The organism is Bradyrhizobium sp. McL0615 (assembly GCF_049993905.1).
Lineage (GTDB): Bacteria > Pseudomonadota > Alphaproteobacteria > Rhizobiales > Xanthobacteraceae > Bradyrhizobium.
The window spans coordinates 6386544-6402156 of record NZ_CP188254.1 but is presented as its reverse complement, the minus strand read 5'-3'; the positions used below and the strand labels follow the sequence as shown (position 1 = coordinate 6402156).

Sequence of the window (15613 nt, the reverse complement as noted above, 5' to 3'; positions counted from 1 at the left end):
ATGACGCGCTCGGCGATGCGTTTGGCCGTTGCCGCCTTCTCGCTCGCTGCTGCTGCCGCCCACGCGCAGGACTATCCCAAGCGCCCCATCAGCATGATCGTGCCGTTTGCGGCCGGCGGCACCTCCGACGTGATCGCGCGCGTGGTCGCCGAGGAGATGGCCAAGTCGCTCGGGCAGCCGATCGTGATCGAGAATGTCGCGGGCGCCGGCGGCTCGACCGCGCTGACGCGTGCGGCGCGTGCGGAAGCCGACGGCTATACGATTGCCATCGGCAATGCCGGCACCAGCGCCGCGGCCTATACGATCTATCCGAAACTGCCGTTCACGCCGGAATCCTTTGTGCCGATCGCGGTCGTTGCGAAGACCTTCGGCATCGTGGCGCTGCGCAAGGATTTTCCTGCCAAAAACCTGCAGGATTTCATCGCCTATGCGAAGAAGAATCCCGGCAAGGTCAATCTCGGCCATGCCGGCGTCGGCTCGTCGAATTTCCTGATCTGCAAGAGCTTTGAAAACGCGGCCGGCATCGAGGTCACGCTGGTCGGCTATCGCGGCGCGGCGCCGGCGCTGACGGACGCGATCGGCGGCCAGATCGACGGCGTCTGCGACTCGGCCGCCTCGGTATCGCAGGCGATCGACGACAAGCTGGTGAAGGGCCTCGTCGTCGGTTCGACGGTGCGGCTTTCAACCTTGCCCGATCTGCCGATGTCGTCGGAAGCGGGCCTCCCCGAATTCGAGGCGCAGGGCTGGAACGGCCTGTTTGCGCCGAAGGGCACACCGCTTGCTGTCATCGCGAAACTGAACGCCGCAGCCAAGACCGCCGTCGAAAGCGAGGCGGTGAAAAAGCGCTTTCAGGATCTCTCCACCGTCGCGCCCGACGCCAACGAACTGGCGCCCGAAGTGCTTGGGCAATTGGTGACGCGCGACGTCGCAAAATACAAAAAGCTGCTGGAAGATAAGAAGTAGCGGCCTGCAATGAAGCGAATGAAAAAGCCCCGCCTGAGCGGGGCTTTTTGCTGTCGACCAGCTATTATCGGCCGCCAGGCGCCGGCGTCAGAGTCGAACCGCTGGGTGAGGGATTGATCAGCGTATTCCCTGACGGATTCCGTCCGCTGTTTGCGCCAGCCGCAGCGCTGCCGGCGCTGTTGGACATGCCGGCGCCGGGGTTTCCCATGGCGTTGCCTGTTGTCGTGCCAGTTGCGGAAGATCCGGTCGTCGCGCCGCTCGTTGCCGCGCTACCCGTGGCAGAACTTCCGCCCGCCGAGCCGGCGCCGGACTGTGCAAGCGCATAACTGCTGCTGAAGGCAAGCGCCGTTGCCAGTCCCAATGTTGCGAGTTTCATGATTGCTCCTTCTTGTTGCTGCATAATGGCCAACGGAGTCGCCAACACTGCGTTCCTGCTCGCGGATCACGGTTCGTTGCTTTTCCGTTCAAGGCTGCTGACGGCCACAATCGCGGTGATGGTCTGGAAGGAGTTGATAAGCCTCGCCGACCGATATTTCACGCCGCGACACAACTGAAGATTGTTCAATTGAACTTGCCGCGCTATCAAGGCCACTAAGGACCGTCCATCACGTTTGCCTGGAATGCGCCATGCCTGTTGCTCTCGTCGTGTTGCTGCTCGATATTACCCTGATCTATCACGCATCGAGGACCGGACGGCTGCAGCCCTGGGCCTTCATCATCCTGATGATCCCGCTGGTCGGAGCGCTCGCCTACATCGTCGTCGAGCTGGTGCCGGAGTGGTTTGGCAGCCCCGGCGCCCAACAGGCGCGCAAGCGCATTGCCGGTAAACTCGATCCGGAAAAGCTCTATCGGGAGCTGTCCGATCGGCTTGCCAACACGGATACCGTCGCCAATCGCGCCGCGCTGGCAGCGGAGTGCCTGAGGCTCGCGAGATTCGACGAAGCGGTGCGCCACTACGATCACATCCTGATGCTGCCGCTCGGTGGCGAGCCGGCCTATGCGCTGGGCAAGGCGCAGGCCGAATTCGGCCGCAGCCGTCCGGCCGAGGCACTCGCCACGCTGGACGATCTGCAAAAACGCTGGCCGGACTTTGAATCGGCCGAGGCGCATTTGCTCTACGCGCGTTCGTTGGCGGAGGTCGGGCGGATCGACGAGGCACTCGAGAAATATTACGCGCTGGTGCGGTACGCCCCCAACGCGGAGGCTCGCGTTCGATACGGAATGCTGCTGCGCATCGTCGGCCGCGACGCCGAGGCGAGAGTGGTGTTCAACGAATTGCTGCTTCAGATGCGGCGCGCGCCCCAATATCTACGCGAGGCGCAGGCCGAATGGCTTTCGATCGCTGAAAAGCAGTTGTTGAACTGAAGCGCAGCGGCCGAAGAGACCTTCATTCAACTGCCATTTTTTTGTTCAATTGCGGAAATCGGCTGGCCTGAAACTTGCTCGTGTCTCCTGATCCCCAACGCGGTTTTTCCAATCGTCGGGACGGAGATAGATCATGCCCATTCGCAAGGCTTCCTGCACGGTTGCGCTGCTGACCGCGCTCTTGTCGTCCCATTCGGCTGTGGCTGAAACCACGCTGCGCATCGCAATGACGGCGTCCGATATCCCCACAGCGACCGGGCTGCCGAACAACGGTTTCGAGGGCATGCGCTTCCTTGGCTATCCGATCTTTGAAGGATTGGTGCTGTGGGACCTGACCAGGACAGACCGGCTGGCGACCTTGCGGCCGGGGCTCGCGGAGAAATGGGAGCAGGACCCCGCTGACAACAAGACCTGGATTTTCCACCTGCGCCAGGGCGTCAAATTCCACGATGGCACCGATTTCAATGCCGACGCCGTGATCTGGAATCTTGACCGCTATTTCAACAGCGAGAGCCCGCAATTTGAGCCGGCGAGTTCGGCGATGTCGCGGGCACGCGTGCCCGTGATGGGCAGCTACCGCAAGGTCGACGACTTGACCGTCGCCATCACTACCACCAAACCCGCCTCCTATTTTCCCTATATGGCGGTCTATCTGCTGTTCACCTCCCCAACATCGTTCGAGAAGGCAGGGAAGGAGTGGGCCAAGGTTGCGACCTTGCCGGCGGCGGGTACCGGCCCGTTCAGGATCACCAAGGTGGTGCCGCGGCAGGAAGCTGATCTCACGCGCTGGGACAAATATTGGGACCCGGACAGAAAAGCGAAAGTCGACAATGTCGTGCTGATGCCGATCCCCGAGGCGAATTCACGATTGGCCGCGTTGCGCTCCGGCCAGGTCGACTGGATCGAAGTGCCGCCGCCCGACGGCATCGACTCCCTGAAATCCGCGGGCTTCACCATCACCACCGGCTCCTATCCGCACGTCTGGCCGTGGTTCTACAACATCGGCGCGGCCAACAGCCCTTTCAAGGATGTCAGGGTGCGCCAGGCGCTGAACTATTGCATCGATCGGGAAGGGCTGGTCGGACTGCTCAACGGCACCGCGGAGCCTTCGGTCGGCTGGCTCAAGGCCAGCGATCCCGATTTCGGCGCGCCGGTCAATCGCTACAAGTCCGATCCCGCCAAAGGCAAGGCGCTGCTTGCAGAAGCGGGCTACACGCCGGCAAAACCGCTCTCGTTCAAGGCGCTGATCTCGAATTCCGGCTCCGGGCAGATGCTGCCGCTGCCGATGAACGAGTTCCTGCAGCAGAATCTGAAAGAGGCCTGCGGCGTCAACGTGGAATTCGACGTGATCGAATGGCAGGTGCTGCTGACGGCGGCGCGCGCCACGCCCGACAGCCCGAATCTGCGCAGCGCCATGGTGCTCAATATCAGCTCGCCATCGTCGGATGCCGGCGTGATGGCGCGCTATTTCCTGGCGGCCAATTTCTCGCCGAACGGCTTCAATTTCGAGCAGTGGAAGGACGACGATTTCGAAGACGCGCTGAAGACGATCTCGGAATCGACCGATCCGAAGGCGATCTCGATCGCCTATCGCAAGGCGCATGAGCGGCTCGTCGACAATCCGCCCTGGCTCTACATCGTCCACGATCTCAATCCCCGCGCGATGAGCCCGAAGGTCAGGGGTTTTGTTTCGCCGCAGTCGTGGTTCGTCGATCTGACGCTGGTGAGCGTGCAATAGGCGCATGATGCTCAGCCGCCGCGACGTCTCCACCGCCGCCAGGCGTCTTTCGGGATCGTCATGGCGGCGACACCGGCCGTGACAAGGACGAGGCCGAGCGCGAGATTGGCGGGCACGGATTCGCCGAGCAGGACCACCGAAATGCCGACGCCGATCGGGATGCGCAGATAACCTTGCGCGTTGGTGGTGAGCGTGCCGAGCCGCGTCAGGCACATGTAGAACAGCATTAGGCCGAATGCGCTCGAAAATATGCTCATCGCGGCTGTTGCGACCAGCGCTTCGGCCGTCGGCCGCAAGGTCCAGGGATGATCGATAATCAGCGCGAACGGCAACAGCACCATGCCGCCGAACAAAAGCGAGCCTGCGGCCACCACCATCGGATCGTAGTCGGTCAGCCGCAGGCCGAAGATCGTGGCGCAGGCAAACGAGATGGTGGCGATCAGGATGACGATTTCGGCGAGGATATTGGCATCGAGGGTTGCGAGCGCGTCGAGGCCGATGATCAAGGCCGTTCCGACAAGCCCCAGAATGGCGCCGGCAAGCTTGAGCAGCGTGGCCGGCTCGTGCCGCGTAATGCCCCAGGTGATCAGAAAGGCGAAGATCGGCGTCGTCGAGGCCAGCACCACGGTATTGGACGCCGGCACATATTGCTGCGCCCAGGTGATCAGCAGGAACGGAAAGGTCGAATTGATGGTCTGCTGCTGGGCGAACAGCTTCCAGGCCCTGGCTTCCACAGGCAGCCGAATCCCGCGGACGCGCAAGATCACCAGCAGGAAGCCGGCGGCGATCAGCGAGCGCAGCGAGATGAAGGTGATAGGCGGGAATGATCCGAGGCCGATCTTGGTCAGCGGATAGGTCGAGCTCCAGCAGCACGCCAGCGCGAGCAGCAAGGCATAGTCGCGCCAGCCGCGACGGGTCTGTGGCGCGTCAGATGGCAACGGCGCCTATGCCTACCGGCTTCTTCCACTTCACCCGCTTGATGGTGCCCGAGAAGGTGAACAGCGACCGCTCGCCGGATTTCAGCACGCCGCGCAGGAAGATCAGCGAACCGCCGGCGCGGGTGATTTCGCCGTCGCATTCGATCAGTTCACCCTCGCGCGCAGCGTCGAGGAATTCACAGGAAAACGATACCGTCACCCCAGGGCTCTGCAGCACTGGGGAAGCAATCGCGAACAGGGAATAGTCCGCGAACGACATGAAGCAGCCGCCGTGGACGTTGTGCTGCCCGTTCAGGTGCTTCTTCTCGACCCGGAACGCGCATTGCACGCGGCCGTTTTCATCCATCCGGTGCCAGAACGGGCCGTTATGAGTCTCAAAATTGTCGCGGGTCCAGGTCCGCCAGCCCTTGAATTCGCCCTCGGTCTCGACATGCAGGTCGGGGCGGCGCTGAAATGCATTTTGGGGGAGTTCGTTCACTAAAAATGGCCCTTCAATTCGCTATTCCCGCCCTTAAATCCGATCCGGGAACGATGTGCAAACGCCGATCCCGCAAGGCCCCCTTCGCAAAGCTATGGACAGGGCGGAAATGCGCCATAAAAGGCCTTTTCGCACCCCCTCGATCTTCCTATTAAGGCACCCATGAACGAGCCCCAGATCACCCCCGAACTCGTCGCCAGCCATGGCCTGAAGCCCGACGAGTATGAGCGCATCCTCAAGCTGATCGGGCGGGTGCCGAGTTTCACCGAGCTGGGGATTTTCTCGGCGATGTGGAACGAGCACTGCTCGTACAAGTCCTCGCGCATCCATCTGCGGGGCCTGCCGACCAAGGCGCCGTGGGTGATCCAGGGCCCGGGCGAGAACGCCGGCGTGATCGACATCGGTGACGGCCAGGCGGTCGTCTTCAAGATGGAGAGCCACAACCACCCGAGCTATATCGAGCCCTACCAGGGCGCGACCACCGGCGTCGGCGGCATCTTGCGTGACGTGTTCACGATGGGCGCGCGGCCGATCGCCTGCCTCAATGCGCTCTCCTTTGGCGCGCCGGAACACCCCAAGACGCGGCATCTGGTGTCGGGCGTGGTCGCCGGCGTCGGCGGCTACGGCAATTCGTTCGGTGTCCCGACGGTCGGCGGGCAGGTGCGTTTCCACACCCGCTATGACGGCAACATCCTGGTCAACGCGATGGCGGTGGGGCTGGCCGACACCGACAAGATCTTCTATGCCGCGGCGTCGGGCGTGAACATGCCGATCGTCTATCTCGGCTCCAAGACCGGGCGTGACGGCATTCACGGCGCCTCGATGGCGTCGGCCGAATTCGACGATGATTCCGCCGAGAAGCGGCCGACGGTGCAGGTCGGCGATCCCTTCGCGGAAAAGCTCTTGCTCGAAGCCTGCCTCGAAATCATGGAAGCCGATTGCGTGATCGCGATCCAGGACATGGGCGCGGCGGGCCTGACCTGCTCGGCGGTCGAAATGGGCGCCAAGGGCGACCTCGGCGTCGATCTCAATCTCGATGCGGTGCCGACGCGCGAAACCGGCATGAGCGCCTATGAGATGATGCTCTCGGAAAGCCAGGAGCGCATGCTCATGGTGCTCAAGCCCGAGAAGGAAAAACAGGCCGAGGCGATCTTCAAGAAGTGGGGGCTCGACTTCGCCGTGGTCGGCTACACCACGCCGAGCAAGCGCTTCGTGGTCAAGCATGGCGGCGACGTCATGGCCGACCTGCCGATCAAGGAGCTGGGCGACGAGGCGCCGCTCTATGACCGCCCGCATGTGGCGTCGTCGGCGTTGCCGGTGGTGCAGGCCCGCGAAGTGAATCCGCCGCTCGGCATTTCCGCGTCGCTGGAAAAATTGATCGCAACGCCGGAGCTGTGCTCGAAGCGCTGGGTGTGGGAGCAGTACGACCACGTCATTCTGGGCAATACCGTGCAGCGCCCCGGTGGCGATGCGGCCGTGGTGCGCGTCGAGGATGGGCCGAAGGGGCTCGCGCTCACCGTCGACGTGACGCCTCGCTATTGCGAGGCGGATCCGTTCGAAGGCGGCAAGCAGGCCGTCGCCGAAGCCTGGCGCAACATCACGGCGGTCGGTGGCCGGCCGCTCGCGATCACGGATAACCTCAATTTCGGCAATCCGGAGCGGCCCGAGATCATGGGCCAGTTCGTCGGCTGTCTGAAAGGCATTTCGGAAGCCTGCACTGCGCTGGACTTCCCGGTCGTGTCCGGCAACGTCTCGCTCTACAACGAGACCAACGGCCGCGGCATTCTGCCGACGCCCTCGATCGGCGGCGTCGGCCTGCTTGACGATTTCACCAAATCGGCGACGCTGGCATTCAAGGCCGCCGGTGATGCCATTCTGCTGATCGGCGACACGCAAGGCTGGCTCGGACAATCCGTCTACCTGCGCGATATCTGCGGCCGCGAAGAGGGCGCGCCGCCGCCGGTCGATCTCGCGGCCGAAAAGCGCAACGGCGATGTGGTGCGCGGCATGATCCACGCCGGCACCGCCACGGCCGTGCATGATATCTCCGACGGCGGTCTGCTGATCGCGCTCGCGGAGATGGCGATCGCCAGCGGCATCGGCGCACAGTTGTTGGCCGCACCGAGCTCGATCGTGCCGCACGCCTACTGGTTCGGCGAGGATCAGGCGCGTTACATCGTGACCGTGCCTGCGGCGGATGCCGGCCTGGTGCTTGCGAAAATGAAGGGCGCGGGCGTGCCCTGTGCGCGGATCGGCACCACGGGCGGTGATGCGATTGCCGTCGCTGGTGAAACGGCCGTTTCGGTGGATGCGCTGAAGTCGGCGTTCGAACGCTGGTTGCCGGCCTATATGAGCGGCAAGGCTAGCTGATTTCGTAGCCCGGATGAGCGAAGCGACATCCGGGATTCATGGGCGACGCCGTTCCCGGATGTCGCTTCGCTCATCCGGGCTACAAGATCACAGCACCTTCGTCGCGCCCGGAATCTGTCGCAACGCCCGCGTCAAGGCCCAACTGAATGCGACGGTTAGAACGAATCCGATCGCGACCTTGACGATCGCCGGCAGGTCGTAGTCGTACAGCCAGTACTGCAGCCACAATGCGATCGGGTAGTGCACCAGGAACATGCCGTAGGCGTCGGCCTGCATCGGGTCGAGCAGCTTGGCCGAGCCTGACTGCCTGAACCTTTGGAAAAAGGCCAGGATCAGAAACATGATGGCCACGCTGAAGATAGCGAAGCAGACGGCGTAGAGCCCCTCATACCAGTTCGGCAGCGGCGACGGGTTGCCCAGTATTTCGCGCTTGATGAAGATCAGGCCCCACAGCAGGCAATACGGAACGATCGCCAGCACCATCCAGTCCCAGCTAACTTTCGCCATCCGGCCGTCTGCCGCAAGCAGCCCGCGATCCATTTGCGCGACGCCGATGCCCGCACCGAAGAAGAAGTAGCTCGCATAGAGCATAATGCGCCCGTGCTGGACCGAGAACGGCCCGAACTCAAACCAGCTGGCTGGTCCATAAATCATGAGCCCGGGAACGTAGAACGCCGCGGTGACGGCCAGCATGACCGCGAAAAACACCGCGGGCCGGCGGCGGCCGTATAGCGAGAGGCGATTGATGGGGTCAAGCAGGTGGGGCGACAGCCGGTGCAGCAGGCAGGCAACCAGGTCGAACGCAAACAAGACCCAGAGGAACCAGATAGGTCCGCTCGGCCACGGGCCCTTCGTGACCATATTCCACCAGTATTCCGAAAAGCCGATTTCGGGGTGGTGCCGCAGTGAGATGGCGTAATAGGCGAGCGGAATGACCGTGAGGGCGCAGATCACGAACGGCAGGCCAAGCCGGAGCAGGCGATCCTGCAAATAGTTCGCCGCTCCCTTCCGGGCGATGCCGGACCAGGCGAACAATCCCGACAGGAAGAAGAACATCGCCATGAAGAAACTGTCGGTGGCGAGCACGACCATGTCGAAGCCGAAGAAGTACTTCGGATCGGTGTGACCGAAATAGGTATAGGGGATCACGGCGTGATGTAGCAGCACCACCAGCGTCAGGAAGGTGCGGGCCCGATCAAGCGAAAGGTTTCGCGTTTTGGCCTTGGGCAAGGCGCCCGCGTCGGCATGCCCCACGGCGGAAATCGATGTCATGCGCGCCTCCCGGTCAGGCTGTTTAGGTCAAATGTTGCAGCCGGGAACCCGATTCAGCAAGACCCAATGTTTGCTGCCTTTCTGTGAAAGACGCAATTGGCAGCGCAGACAAGTTTACGCATTCTGCTCGGAGCAGGCTCTTATGCCCGGGTCATGACAGATCGGAGATGGCCTACGCCACTTCCTCGATCGTCACCTTGTCCGGGTAGAACGCCAGATGACCCGCGATCTCGGTCATGGCCGGGAAGGGCGCCTCGTAGGTCCAGATCGAATTTTCGATGCTCTTGCCGTTGGTATTGATGCTGAAATAGCTCGCATCCCCCTTGTAAGGGCAGTGCGTGGTCCGCTCGGTGCGGGCCAGGAGCGCCATATTGGCATCCTCGCGCGGCACATATTGCACCGCCGGATAGCTGGCTTCCTTCAAGGTCAGCGCGTGGGTGCTGTCGGCGATGACCACGCCGCCCACCGAGACGCGGACGCGTTTGGGATTTGCCGTAATCGTGATCGGGTGGTCGGGACCGGGCAATTTCATGATTTTGAGCCTCTTTTTAGGTCAGCGCGAAATGATCGGGCGCGACCGCATCTCACAGTGTCAAACGGCCGGACGAGGAATATAGTGCCGTCGGGCGTGACCTAGAAGACCCTACGCGCTAGGTTCGGCTGTCACGGACGCGCGAGCCGGCCGTGATTCGAAACACCTGACGGAGACATAACTGGATGCCGATGGACGCCCACGATATCGAATCGATGATCAAGGCAGCTATCCCCGATGCCGAGGTGACGATCCGCGATCTCGCAGGCGACGGCGACCACTACGCCGCGACCGTGATCTCGGAATCCTTCCGCGGCAAGTCGCGCGTGCAGCAGCATCAGATCGTCTACCAGTCACTCAAGGGGCAGATGGGCGGCTTGCTGCATGCGCTGGCGCTGCAGACCGGGGTGCCGGGGGGCTAGGCGCCTGCGGGCGGCGGGGGCGCATCGATGACGGACACTGCACGCGGCGGGCTGTTTCGCCCGATCGTGCCGAACCAGCATAGCCGCGTCACTTACGCGGAGCTGTTCTTCGATCTCGTCTTCGTCTTTGCCGTCACGCAGATCTCGCACACGCTGCTCGCGCATTTCACGCCGCTGGGCGCATTGCAGGTCACGCTGCTGTTCCTCGCGGTGTGGTGGGTGTGGGTCTACACCTCCTGGATCACCAACTGGCTCAATCCCGAAAAGACCCCGGTCCGGCTGTTGCTGTTTGCAATGACGCTGGGCGGGCTGGTGCTGTCGACCTCGATCCCGACGGCCTTTGACGGCCGCGCTCTATGGTTTGCCATTGCCTACGCCGCGATGCAGGTCGGCAAGACGGTATTCCTGTGGGCCTCGACCCTGCCTTCGCAGTCGCTGGCGCGCGCGAATGCGATCCGCATCACCAGCTGGCTGGCGATGTCGGCGGTTTTCTGGATCGCCGGCGGGTTGGCGGAAGGTCCGTCGCGGCTGGTGCTTTGGGCGATCGCGCTTGCGATCGAATATATTTCGCCGGCGGTGCGGTTCTGGATTCCCCGTTACGGTGCGTCTTCGGTTGCCGATTGGGTGGTCGAAGGCGGCCACATGGCCGAGCGCTGCGCCGGTTTCATCATCATCGCGCTCGGCGAATCCATCGTCGTCACGGGTGCGACCTTTGCCGAACTGACGTGGACGACCGAAAACGTCCTGGCGTTCGTTTCGGCCTTCGCGGGCTGCCTCGCGATGTGGTGGATCTATTTCCACAAGGGCGCCGAAGCCGGCTCCGAGCAGATCTCGAAATCGAGCGAACCGGGAAGGCTGGCGCGTCTGGCTTATACCTATCTGCACATGCCGATCATTGCCGGTATCATCGTCACGGCGGTTGCGGACGAACTGGTGCTGAAGCACCCGGGCGGCCATTCCGATCTCAAGACGGTGATCAGCGCGATCGGCGGTCCCTTGCTGTTTCTGTTCGGGACCATCCTGTTCAAGCACAGCTTTCGCGGCTTCCTGCAGCTCTCGCACGGCGTCGGTATCGTCGCGCTCTGCGTGCTCGCGTGGTTCGCAAGCGAGCTGTCGCCGCTCGCGCTCTCCATCCTGACCACCTCGATCATGATCGTGGTCGCGGTGTGGGAGTCGATCTCGTTGCAATCCAGTTCAGCAGAATAGTACGGCTAGTCAGGCAGCGACCGCCTCAGCGGCTGCATCGACGAGCTGCCGTGCTGATCGACGACGTTTCGAAGAACGAGGTTTGACAATTGCACGACAAGCGCCCGTAGCCTGGCGTTTTCCTCGATGAGGGACACCCGTTCGGTGTCCACCTCTTGATCCCAAGCCGTGTCCCCGCGAACGGACGATACACTGGAAAACTGCTTCCGATTGCCGGACGCTGGATAAGCGTTGCCCATGGCTAACATCCCCTGGCACGAACTCACCCCTAGCCGAGCCTGCCGCAGAAGCTCGACTGAGTCCGCGTCAAAAGTTGGACCTTTCGAAGGGCAAACAAGAGCGCAGATAGAACGTTTTGCGGGCGGGGCGATAAAGATGAAGATTTGTTAAGAAGTTTGTCTATAGTGAGCGCGGCAAAGGTGCGGGGACGCGCGGCGGCGTAGCACCTTTCCATCAGACCTAGACCAGCGCGATCACTTGGAGTCCACGGGATTACCGTGGCTGGGAATGCGCGCCGATGAAACAAAGTGAAGCAAGAGTACGGATCATTCAGGAGTGGGACCGCTGGATCTTGACGCAGGCGATCGAGCAGGACGAGCCCACCGGAAAGGACTCGTTAAAGTTCTTCCACGAGCTGCAGGACAGCGGATCGCCGTTATTGGACTTCCAGTCTCGCGGACAGGACAAGTGGCGGATTATTCACGCGTGGTTGCTGGGGGCAGACCGATTGTCCGATGACTGGATATCCATAGCGCCCAGGATTACTCCGGCCCGCCGAATGCGACCGGATCGCCGGAGACTGGTCAAGACCTGAACCGCAACGACCCGACCTGCAACGACGCGAGCTACAAAGCGCCCATCCGTCAGTCTGACGCCGCCAGCGCGTGAACCGAAAACATCCGGTCGCGGTCGGTCCAGGATTCCCGCACCGACCAGCCGGACTCGCGCGCCAGTGCGGTGAAGCGGTCGAGGCTGTATTTGTAGCTCGACTCGGTGTGGATGCTCTCACCCGGGCGGAATGAAAAATTCCGCCCGAGGATGCGGACGGTCTGCGCCTTCTTGGCGATCAGGTGCATTTCGATGCGATGGCGCTCGCGGTTATAGACCGAGCGGTGCATGAAGGCGGAAACGTCGAAATTGCCGCCGAGCTCGCGGTTGATGCGGACCAGGACGTTGAGATTGAACCGCGCGGTGACGCCGGCGGCGTCGTTATAGGCGTCGTAAAGCACCCGCTCGTTCTTCTCGAGGTCGACGCCGATGATCATCTGCGCGCCTTTGCCCAGAATGTCGCGGGCGCTGCGCAGGAAGGCGCGCGCTTCGTCCGGCTCGAAATTGCCGAGCGTCGATCCCGGAAAGAACCCGACCTTGGGCATCCCTTCGATCTCGGCCGGCAGGGCAAACGGCGCGGTGAAATCGGCAGCAACCGGATAGACGCCGAGCGCGGGAAAATCCTGGCGCAGGGCGTTCGCCTGGGCGCTCAGGAAGTCGCCGGAAATATCGACCGGAACATAGGCGCCGAAATCGCAGCGCTCCAGCAGCAGGCGGACCTTGGTGGTGGCGCCGGCGCCGAATTCCACCAGCGCTGCGCCCTTGGGGATGATGGAAGCGATCTCGTCGCCGCGGCTGCGCAGAATGCCGAGCTCGGTGCGGGTCGGATAATATTCCGGCAGGACCGTGATCTGCTCGAACAGCTCCGAGCCTGCGGCGTCGTAGAAATATTTCGGCGACAGCCGCTTGGGAAACTGCGACAGGTCGCCGATCACGTCGCCGGCAAAGGCGGACGTCTGCTCATCGAAGTCGTGCGTCTGGGCCAAAGCGGCGGCATGCACATTCATGATACTCTCCTGAACGCGCTTTCCGGCGCGCGATGATGATCGGAAATGTCAGGCGTAGTCGGCGAGGCGTAACCCCGTGAATTGCCAGCGGTGGAAGGGATAGAAGAAGTTACGGTAGGTGATACGGCTGTGGCCTTGAGGGGTTGCAAGCGAGGAGCCGCGCAGCACCAGCTGGTTGACCATGAATTTGCCGTTATATTCGCCCAGCGCGCCCTCGATGGCGCGGTAGCCGGGGTAGGGCGAATAGGCGCTGCGGGTCCATTGCCAGACGATGCCGAAGGCGTCGTTGAGCTGGCCGGCGCGGGCAGCGACTTCCCATTCCATTTCGGTCGGCAGATGGCGGCCAGCCCAGCGCGCGAACGCGTCCGCCTCGTAATAGCTGACATGGCTGACGGGAGCGGAGGGGTCGATCGGCTGCAACCCGCCGAGCGTCATGATCCGCCATTCGCCGTCGACCTGGCGCCAATGGCCCGGCGCCTGCCAGCCCTCGTTGGTGGCGGCGGCAAAACCATCCATCAGCCACAGCGTCGCCGTGCCGTAGCCGCCGTCCTTCATGAAGGCCAGCCATTCGGTATTGGTGACGAGGTTACGGGCCAGCCTGACCGGGCCGATCAGGGCGCGGTGCGCGGGCTTTTCATTGTCGAAATGGAAGCTGTCGTCGCTGTGGCCCACGGTGTGGATGCCCTCGTTGAGGGTGACCCAATCCTCCCCCTCGCGCTGCGACGCCGGGAAGCGCCATGACGGATCGTAGGCCGGGGGGATCGGGTTCTGGGCGAAGGCATGCAGGATGTCGGTCAGCATCAATTCCTGATGCTGCTGCTCGTGGTTGAGGCCGACCTCGACCAGCGGCGCGAGCTTGGCGAGGCGCTCCTCGCCGGCGGTCTGGAAGAACCTGACCACGGCGGCGTCGACATGCCGGCGATAGGCGGTGACCTCGTCCGCGCTCGGGCGGGTCAGGTGGCCGCGCTGGTGGCGTGCGTGCCGGGGACCTGCGGTGACGTAATAGGAATTGAATAGAAACGCGTAATCAGGATGGAAGGGCTGGTAACCTTCACAGTGCTCGCCGAGCAGGAATTGCTCGAAGAACCAGGTGGTGTGGGCGCGATGCCATTTGGCCGGGCTGGCGTCCGGCATCGACTGGATAAGCTGGTCCTCGGGGCTCAAGGGAGCGGCCCGGCGCTCGGTCTCGCCGCGGACCGCCAGATAGGCTTCCACCAAATTCTGGGCGAGGGTGCCGGAATCGGAGAAAAGTGACGGGGCTGATGTCGCAAACTCGGCGGCGGCTACTGGTTTCGTCACAGGTATCTCCGGTCGGGGGAGAGAACGTTAGTCTGGCAAACTGGTTCCTGCCGGACGGTCCGTCCTAGATAGGGGGTCCTGTCCGGGAAAAAAGCCTTCGCCCGGTATGATATTGATGCCGTCAGACTATGGGGCCGCGTCCCTGCGGGGCCTGAACCGGCCCGTGCATGCCAGATCCTCGCCATTTTACTTTGGATGCACAACGGTTTGGGCTACATATATGGCAAGTGACCGGGTTAGATGGATCAGGCCCGCCAGGCGAAGCCGCAGGGGGCTGTGCCCCAAAAGGAAGCGAATATGAGCATCGAACAATTCATCGACAACGAAGTGAAGGCGAACGACGTCGTGCTGTTCATGAAGGGCACGCCGCAGTTTCCGCAGTGCGGTTTCTCCGGCCAGGTCGTGCAGATCCTCGACCACGTCGGTGTCGGCTACAAGGGCCTGAACGTCCTGGAATCCGCCGAGCTTCGCAACGGCATCAAGGAATATTCTAACTGGCCGACCATCCCGCAGCTCTACGTGAAGGGCGAGTTCGTCGGCGGCTGCGACATCATCCGCGAGATGTTCCAGGCCGGTGAATTGCAGCAGCTGTTCGCCGACAAGGGCGTCACCGTCAGCGCGGCGGCGTCAGCCTGAGCGATCGCGCGCGCCGGATCGGCAAGGCGCGGCTGGAAGTCATTGTTGCCGATATCACCACGCTGCGCGTTGACGCCATCGTAAACGCGGCGAATTCGTCGCTGCTCGGCGGGGGCGGCGTCGATGGTGCGATCCATGACGCGGCCGGGCCTGAGCTGCTGACCGAATGCGGGACGCTCAACGGCTGCGAAACCGGCGATGCCAAGATCACCAAAGGATATCTCCTGAAGGCGCGGCATGTGATCCATGCGGTCGGACCTATTTGGTACGGTGGTAATCGTGGGGAGGACGAGCAACTCGCCTCGTGCTATCGCCGTGCGATCGAGCTCTGCCGTGACAACAATCTCGAATCTGTTGCGTTTCCCGCGATTTCGACCGGCGTCTTCCGGTTTCCAGCAGAACGCGCCGCGAAACTTGCGGTTGCCGCGACGGTAAAAGCGCTGCCGTCGGCGCCCTCCCTGACCCGCGTCCTGTTTTGCTGCTTTTCCAGGGGCAGCGGGGAACTCCATGAGGAGGCTCTGGAAGCATTTGGCAGCCCTTGTGCCGACTGACGGCCGAC

16 protein-coding genes are annotated in these 15613 nt (G+C 62.6%); 9 read left to right on the top strand and 7 right to left on the bottom strand.

Features of this window, described 5'->3' with window-relative positions; genetic code table 11:
* The 3 genes from ACPPVP_RS30910 (at position 1) to ACPPVP_RS30900 (ending at position 4066) form a co-directional block, all read left to right on the top strand.
* Complete coding sequence (locus ACPPVP_RS30910) at positions 1 to 963, top strand: tripartite tricarboxylate transporter substrate-binding protein (protein WP_426538163.1); 963 nt, start codon at positions 1 to 3, stop codon at positions 961 to 963.
* Between the two features lie 627 nt (positions 964 to 1590).
* A complete protein-coding gene (locus ACPPVP_RS30905; protein WP_426527377.1) occupies positions 1591 to 2328 on the top strand; it encodes a tetratricopeptide repeat protein in 738 nt (245 codons plus the stop codon).
* Positions 2329 to 2461: 133 nt separating this feature from the next.
* Positions 2462 to 4066, top strand: a complete 1605-nt coding sequence (locus ACPPVP_RS30900; protein WP_426527376.1) for an ABC transporter substrate-binding protein — start codon at positions 2462 to 2464, stop codon at positions 4064 to 4066.
* 11 nt (positions 4067 to 4077) lie between these two features.
* Here ACPPVP_RS30900 and ACPPVP_RS30895 read toward each other — a convergent pair whose 3' ends face one another.
* Both ACPPVP_RS30895 and ACPPVP_RS30890 read right to left on the bottom strand, forming a co-directional pair.
* Entirely contained in the window at positions 4078 to 5004 is a 927-nt protein-coding gene (locus tag ACPPVP_RS30895) for a DMT family transporter (RefSeq protein WP_426527375.1), read from the bottom strand.
* Positions 4994 to 5482: a PaaI family thioesterase gene (locus ACPPVP_RS30890; RefSeq protein ID WP_426527374.1), complete on the bottom strand. Its 489-nt coding sequence runs from the start codon at positions 5480 to 5482 to the stop codon at positions 4994 to 4996. The genes ACPPVP_RS30895 and ACPPVP_RS30890 overlap by 11 nt, the downstream gene beginning before the upstream one ends.
* Positions 5483 to 5644: 162 nt before the next feature.
* Here ACPPVP_RS30890 and purL point away from each other — a divergent pair, with 162 nt between their 5' ends.
* Positions 5645 to 7852, top strand: coding sequence for a phosphoribosylformylglycinamidine synthase subunit PurL (purL, locus tag ACPPVP_RS30885; protein WP_426527373.1), 2208 nt, complete (start codon positions 5645 to 5647; stop codon positions 7850 to 7852).
* An 87-nt stretch (positions 7853 to 7939) separates the two neighbouring features.
* Here the strand turns inward: purL and ACPPVP_RS30880 are convergent, their stop codons facing one another.
* On the bottom strand, positions 7940 to 9124 hold the full coding sequence (locus ACPPVP_RS30880) for an acyltransferase family protein (protein ID WP_426527372.1): 1185 nt from the start codon (positions 9122 to 9124) through the stop codon (positions 7940 to 7942).
* Positions 9125 to 9296: 172 nt separating this feature from the next.
* Positions 9297 to 9656 (bottom strand): DUF427 domain-containing protein, encoded by a 360-nt coding sequence (locus tag ACPPVP_RS30875; RefSeq protein ID WP_426527371.1) that lies wholly within the window; start codon positions 9654 to 9656, stop codon positions 9297 to 9299.
* 185 nt (positions 9657 to 9841) lie between these two features.
* Here ACPPVP_RS30875 and ACPPVP_RS30870 point away from each other — a divergent pair, with 185 nt between their 5' ends.
* Positions 9842 to 10078, top strand: coding sequence for a BolA family protein (locus ACPPVP_RS30870; protein ID WP_426527370.1), 237 nt, complete (start codon positions 9842 to 9844; stop codon positions 10076 to 10078).
* A 27-nt stretch (positions 10079 to 10105) separates the two neighbouring features.
* On the top strand, positions 10106 to 11284 hold the full coding sequence (locus ACPPVP_RS30865) for a low temperature requirement protein A (protein WP_426527369.1): 1179 nt from the start codon (positions 10106 to 10108) through the stop codon (positions 11282 to 11284).
* Between the two features lie 5 nt (positions 11285 to 11289).
* On the opposite strand, the gene ACPPVP_RS30860 is transcribed toward ACPPVP_RS30865, so the two are convergent.
* On the bottom strand, positions 11290 to 11523 hold the full coding sequence (locus ACPPVP_RS30860; RefSeq protein ID WP_426527368.1) for a hypothetical protein: 234 nt from the start codon (positions 11521 to 11523) through the stop codon (positions 11290 to 11292).
* A gap of 278 nt (positions 11524 to 11801) precedes the next feature.
* Between ACPPVP_RS30860 and ACPPVP_RS30855 the strand changes: the two genes are divergently transcribed.
* Positions 11802 to 12098: a hypothetical protein gene (locus tag ACPPVP_RS30855; RefSeq protein ID WP_426527367.1), complete on the top strand. Its 297-nt coding sequence runs from the start codon at positions 11802 to 11804 to the stop codon at positions 12096 to 12098.
* 49 nt (positions 12099 to 12147) lie between these two features.
* On the opposite strand, the gene egtD is transcribed toward ACPPVP_RS30855, so the two are convergent.
* Both egtD and egtB read right to left on the bottom strand, forming a co-directional pair.
* Entirely contained in the window at positions 12148 to 13119 is a 972-nt protein-coding gene (gene egtD, locus ACPPVP_RS30850; protein ID WP_426527366.1) for an L-histidine N(alpha)-methyltransferase, read from the bottom strand.
* 48 nt (positions 13120 to 13167) lie between these two features.
* Positions 13168 to 14418: an ergothioneine biosynthesis protein EgtB gene (egtB, locus tag ACPPVP_RS30845; protein ID WP_426527365.1), complete on the bottom strand. Its 1251-nt coding sequence runs from the start codon at positions 14416 to 14418 to the stop codon at positions 13168 to 13170.
* A 297-nt stretch (positions 14419 to 14715) separates the two neighbouring features.
* Between egtB and grxD the strand changes: the two genes are divergently transcribed.
* Positions 14716 to 15054 carry a Grx4 family monothiol glutaredoxin gene (gene grxD / locus ACPPVP_RS30840; protein ID WP_426527364.1) on the top strand — a complete coding sequence of 113 codons (339 nt, stop codon included), beginning with the start codon at positions 14716 to 14718 and terminating at the stop codon, positions 15052 to 15054.
* A complete protein-coding gene (locus ACPPVP_RS30835) occupies positions 15051 to 15605 on the top strand; it encodes an O-acetyl-ADP-ribose deacetylase (protein WP_426538161.1) in 555 nt (184 codons plus the stop codon). Before grxD ends, ACPPVP_RS30835 begins: the two co-directional genes overlap by 4 nt.
* Positions 15606 to 15613: the final 8 nt, after the last annotated feature.

What these genes read in the sequence shown, in the direction of transcription:
- ACPPVP_RS30910 (WP_426538163.1), top strand. Translation starts at nt 1, where the DNA reads ATGACGCGCTCGGCGATGCGTTTGGCCGTTGCCGCCTTCTCGCTCGCT.
- ACPPVP_RS30905 (WP_426527377.1), top strand. Translation starts at nt 1,591, where the DNA reads ATGCCTGTTGCTCTCGTCGTGTTGCTGCTCGATATTACCCTGATCTAT.
- ACPPVP_RS30900 (WP_426527376.1), top strand. Translation starts at nt 2,462, where the DNA reads ATGCCCATTCGCAAGGCTTCCTGCACGGTTGCGCTGCTGACCGCGCTC.
- purL (WP_426527373.1), top strand. Translation starts at nt 5,645, where the DNA reads ATGAACGAGCCCCAGATCACCCCCGAACTCGTCGCCAGCCATGGCCTG.
- ACPPVP_RS30880 (WP_426527372.1), bottom strand. Translation starts at nt 9,124, where the DNA reads ATGACATCGATTTCCGCCGTGGGGCATGCCGACGCGGGCGCCTTGCCC.
- ACPPVP_RS30875 (WP_426527371.1), bottom strand. Translation starts at nt 9,656, where the DNA reads ATGAAATTGCCCGGTCCCGACCACCCGATCACGATTACGGCAAATCCC.
- ACPPVP_RS30870 (WP_426527370.1), top strand. Translation starts at nt 9,842, where the DNA reads ATGCCGATGGACGCCCACGATATCGAATCGATGATCAAGGCAGCTATC.
- ACPPVP_RS30865 (WP_426527369.1), top strand. Translation starts at nt 10,106, where the DNA reads ATGACGGACACTGCACGCGGCGGGCTGTTTCGCCCGATCGTGCCGAAC.
- ACPPVP_RS30860 (WP_426527368.1), bottom strand. Translation starts at nt 11,523, where the DNA reads ATGGGCAACGCTTATCCAGCGTCCGGCAATCGGAAGCAGTTTTCCAGT.
- ACPPVP_RS30855 (WP_426527367.1), top strand. Translation starts at nt 11,802, where the DNA reads ATGAAACAAAGTGAAGCAAGAGTACGGATCATTCAGGAGTGGGACCGC.
- egtD (WP_426527366.1), bottom strand. Translation starts at nt 13,119, where the DNA reads ATGAATGTGCATGCCGCCGCTTTGGCCCAGACGCACGACTTCGATGAG.
- grxD (WP_426527364.1), top strand. Translation starts at nt 14,716, where the DNA reads ATGAGCATCGAACAATTCATCGACAACGAAGTGAAGGCGAACGACGTC.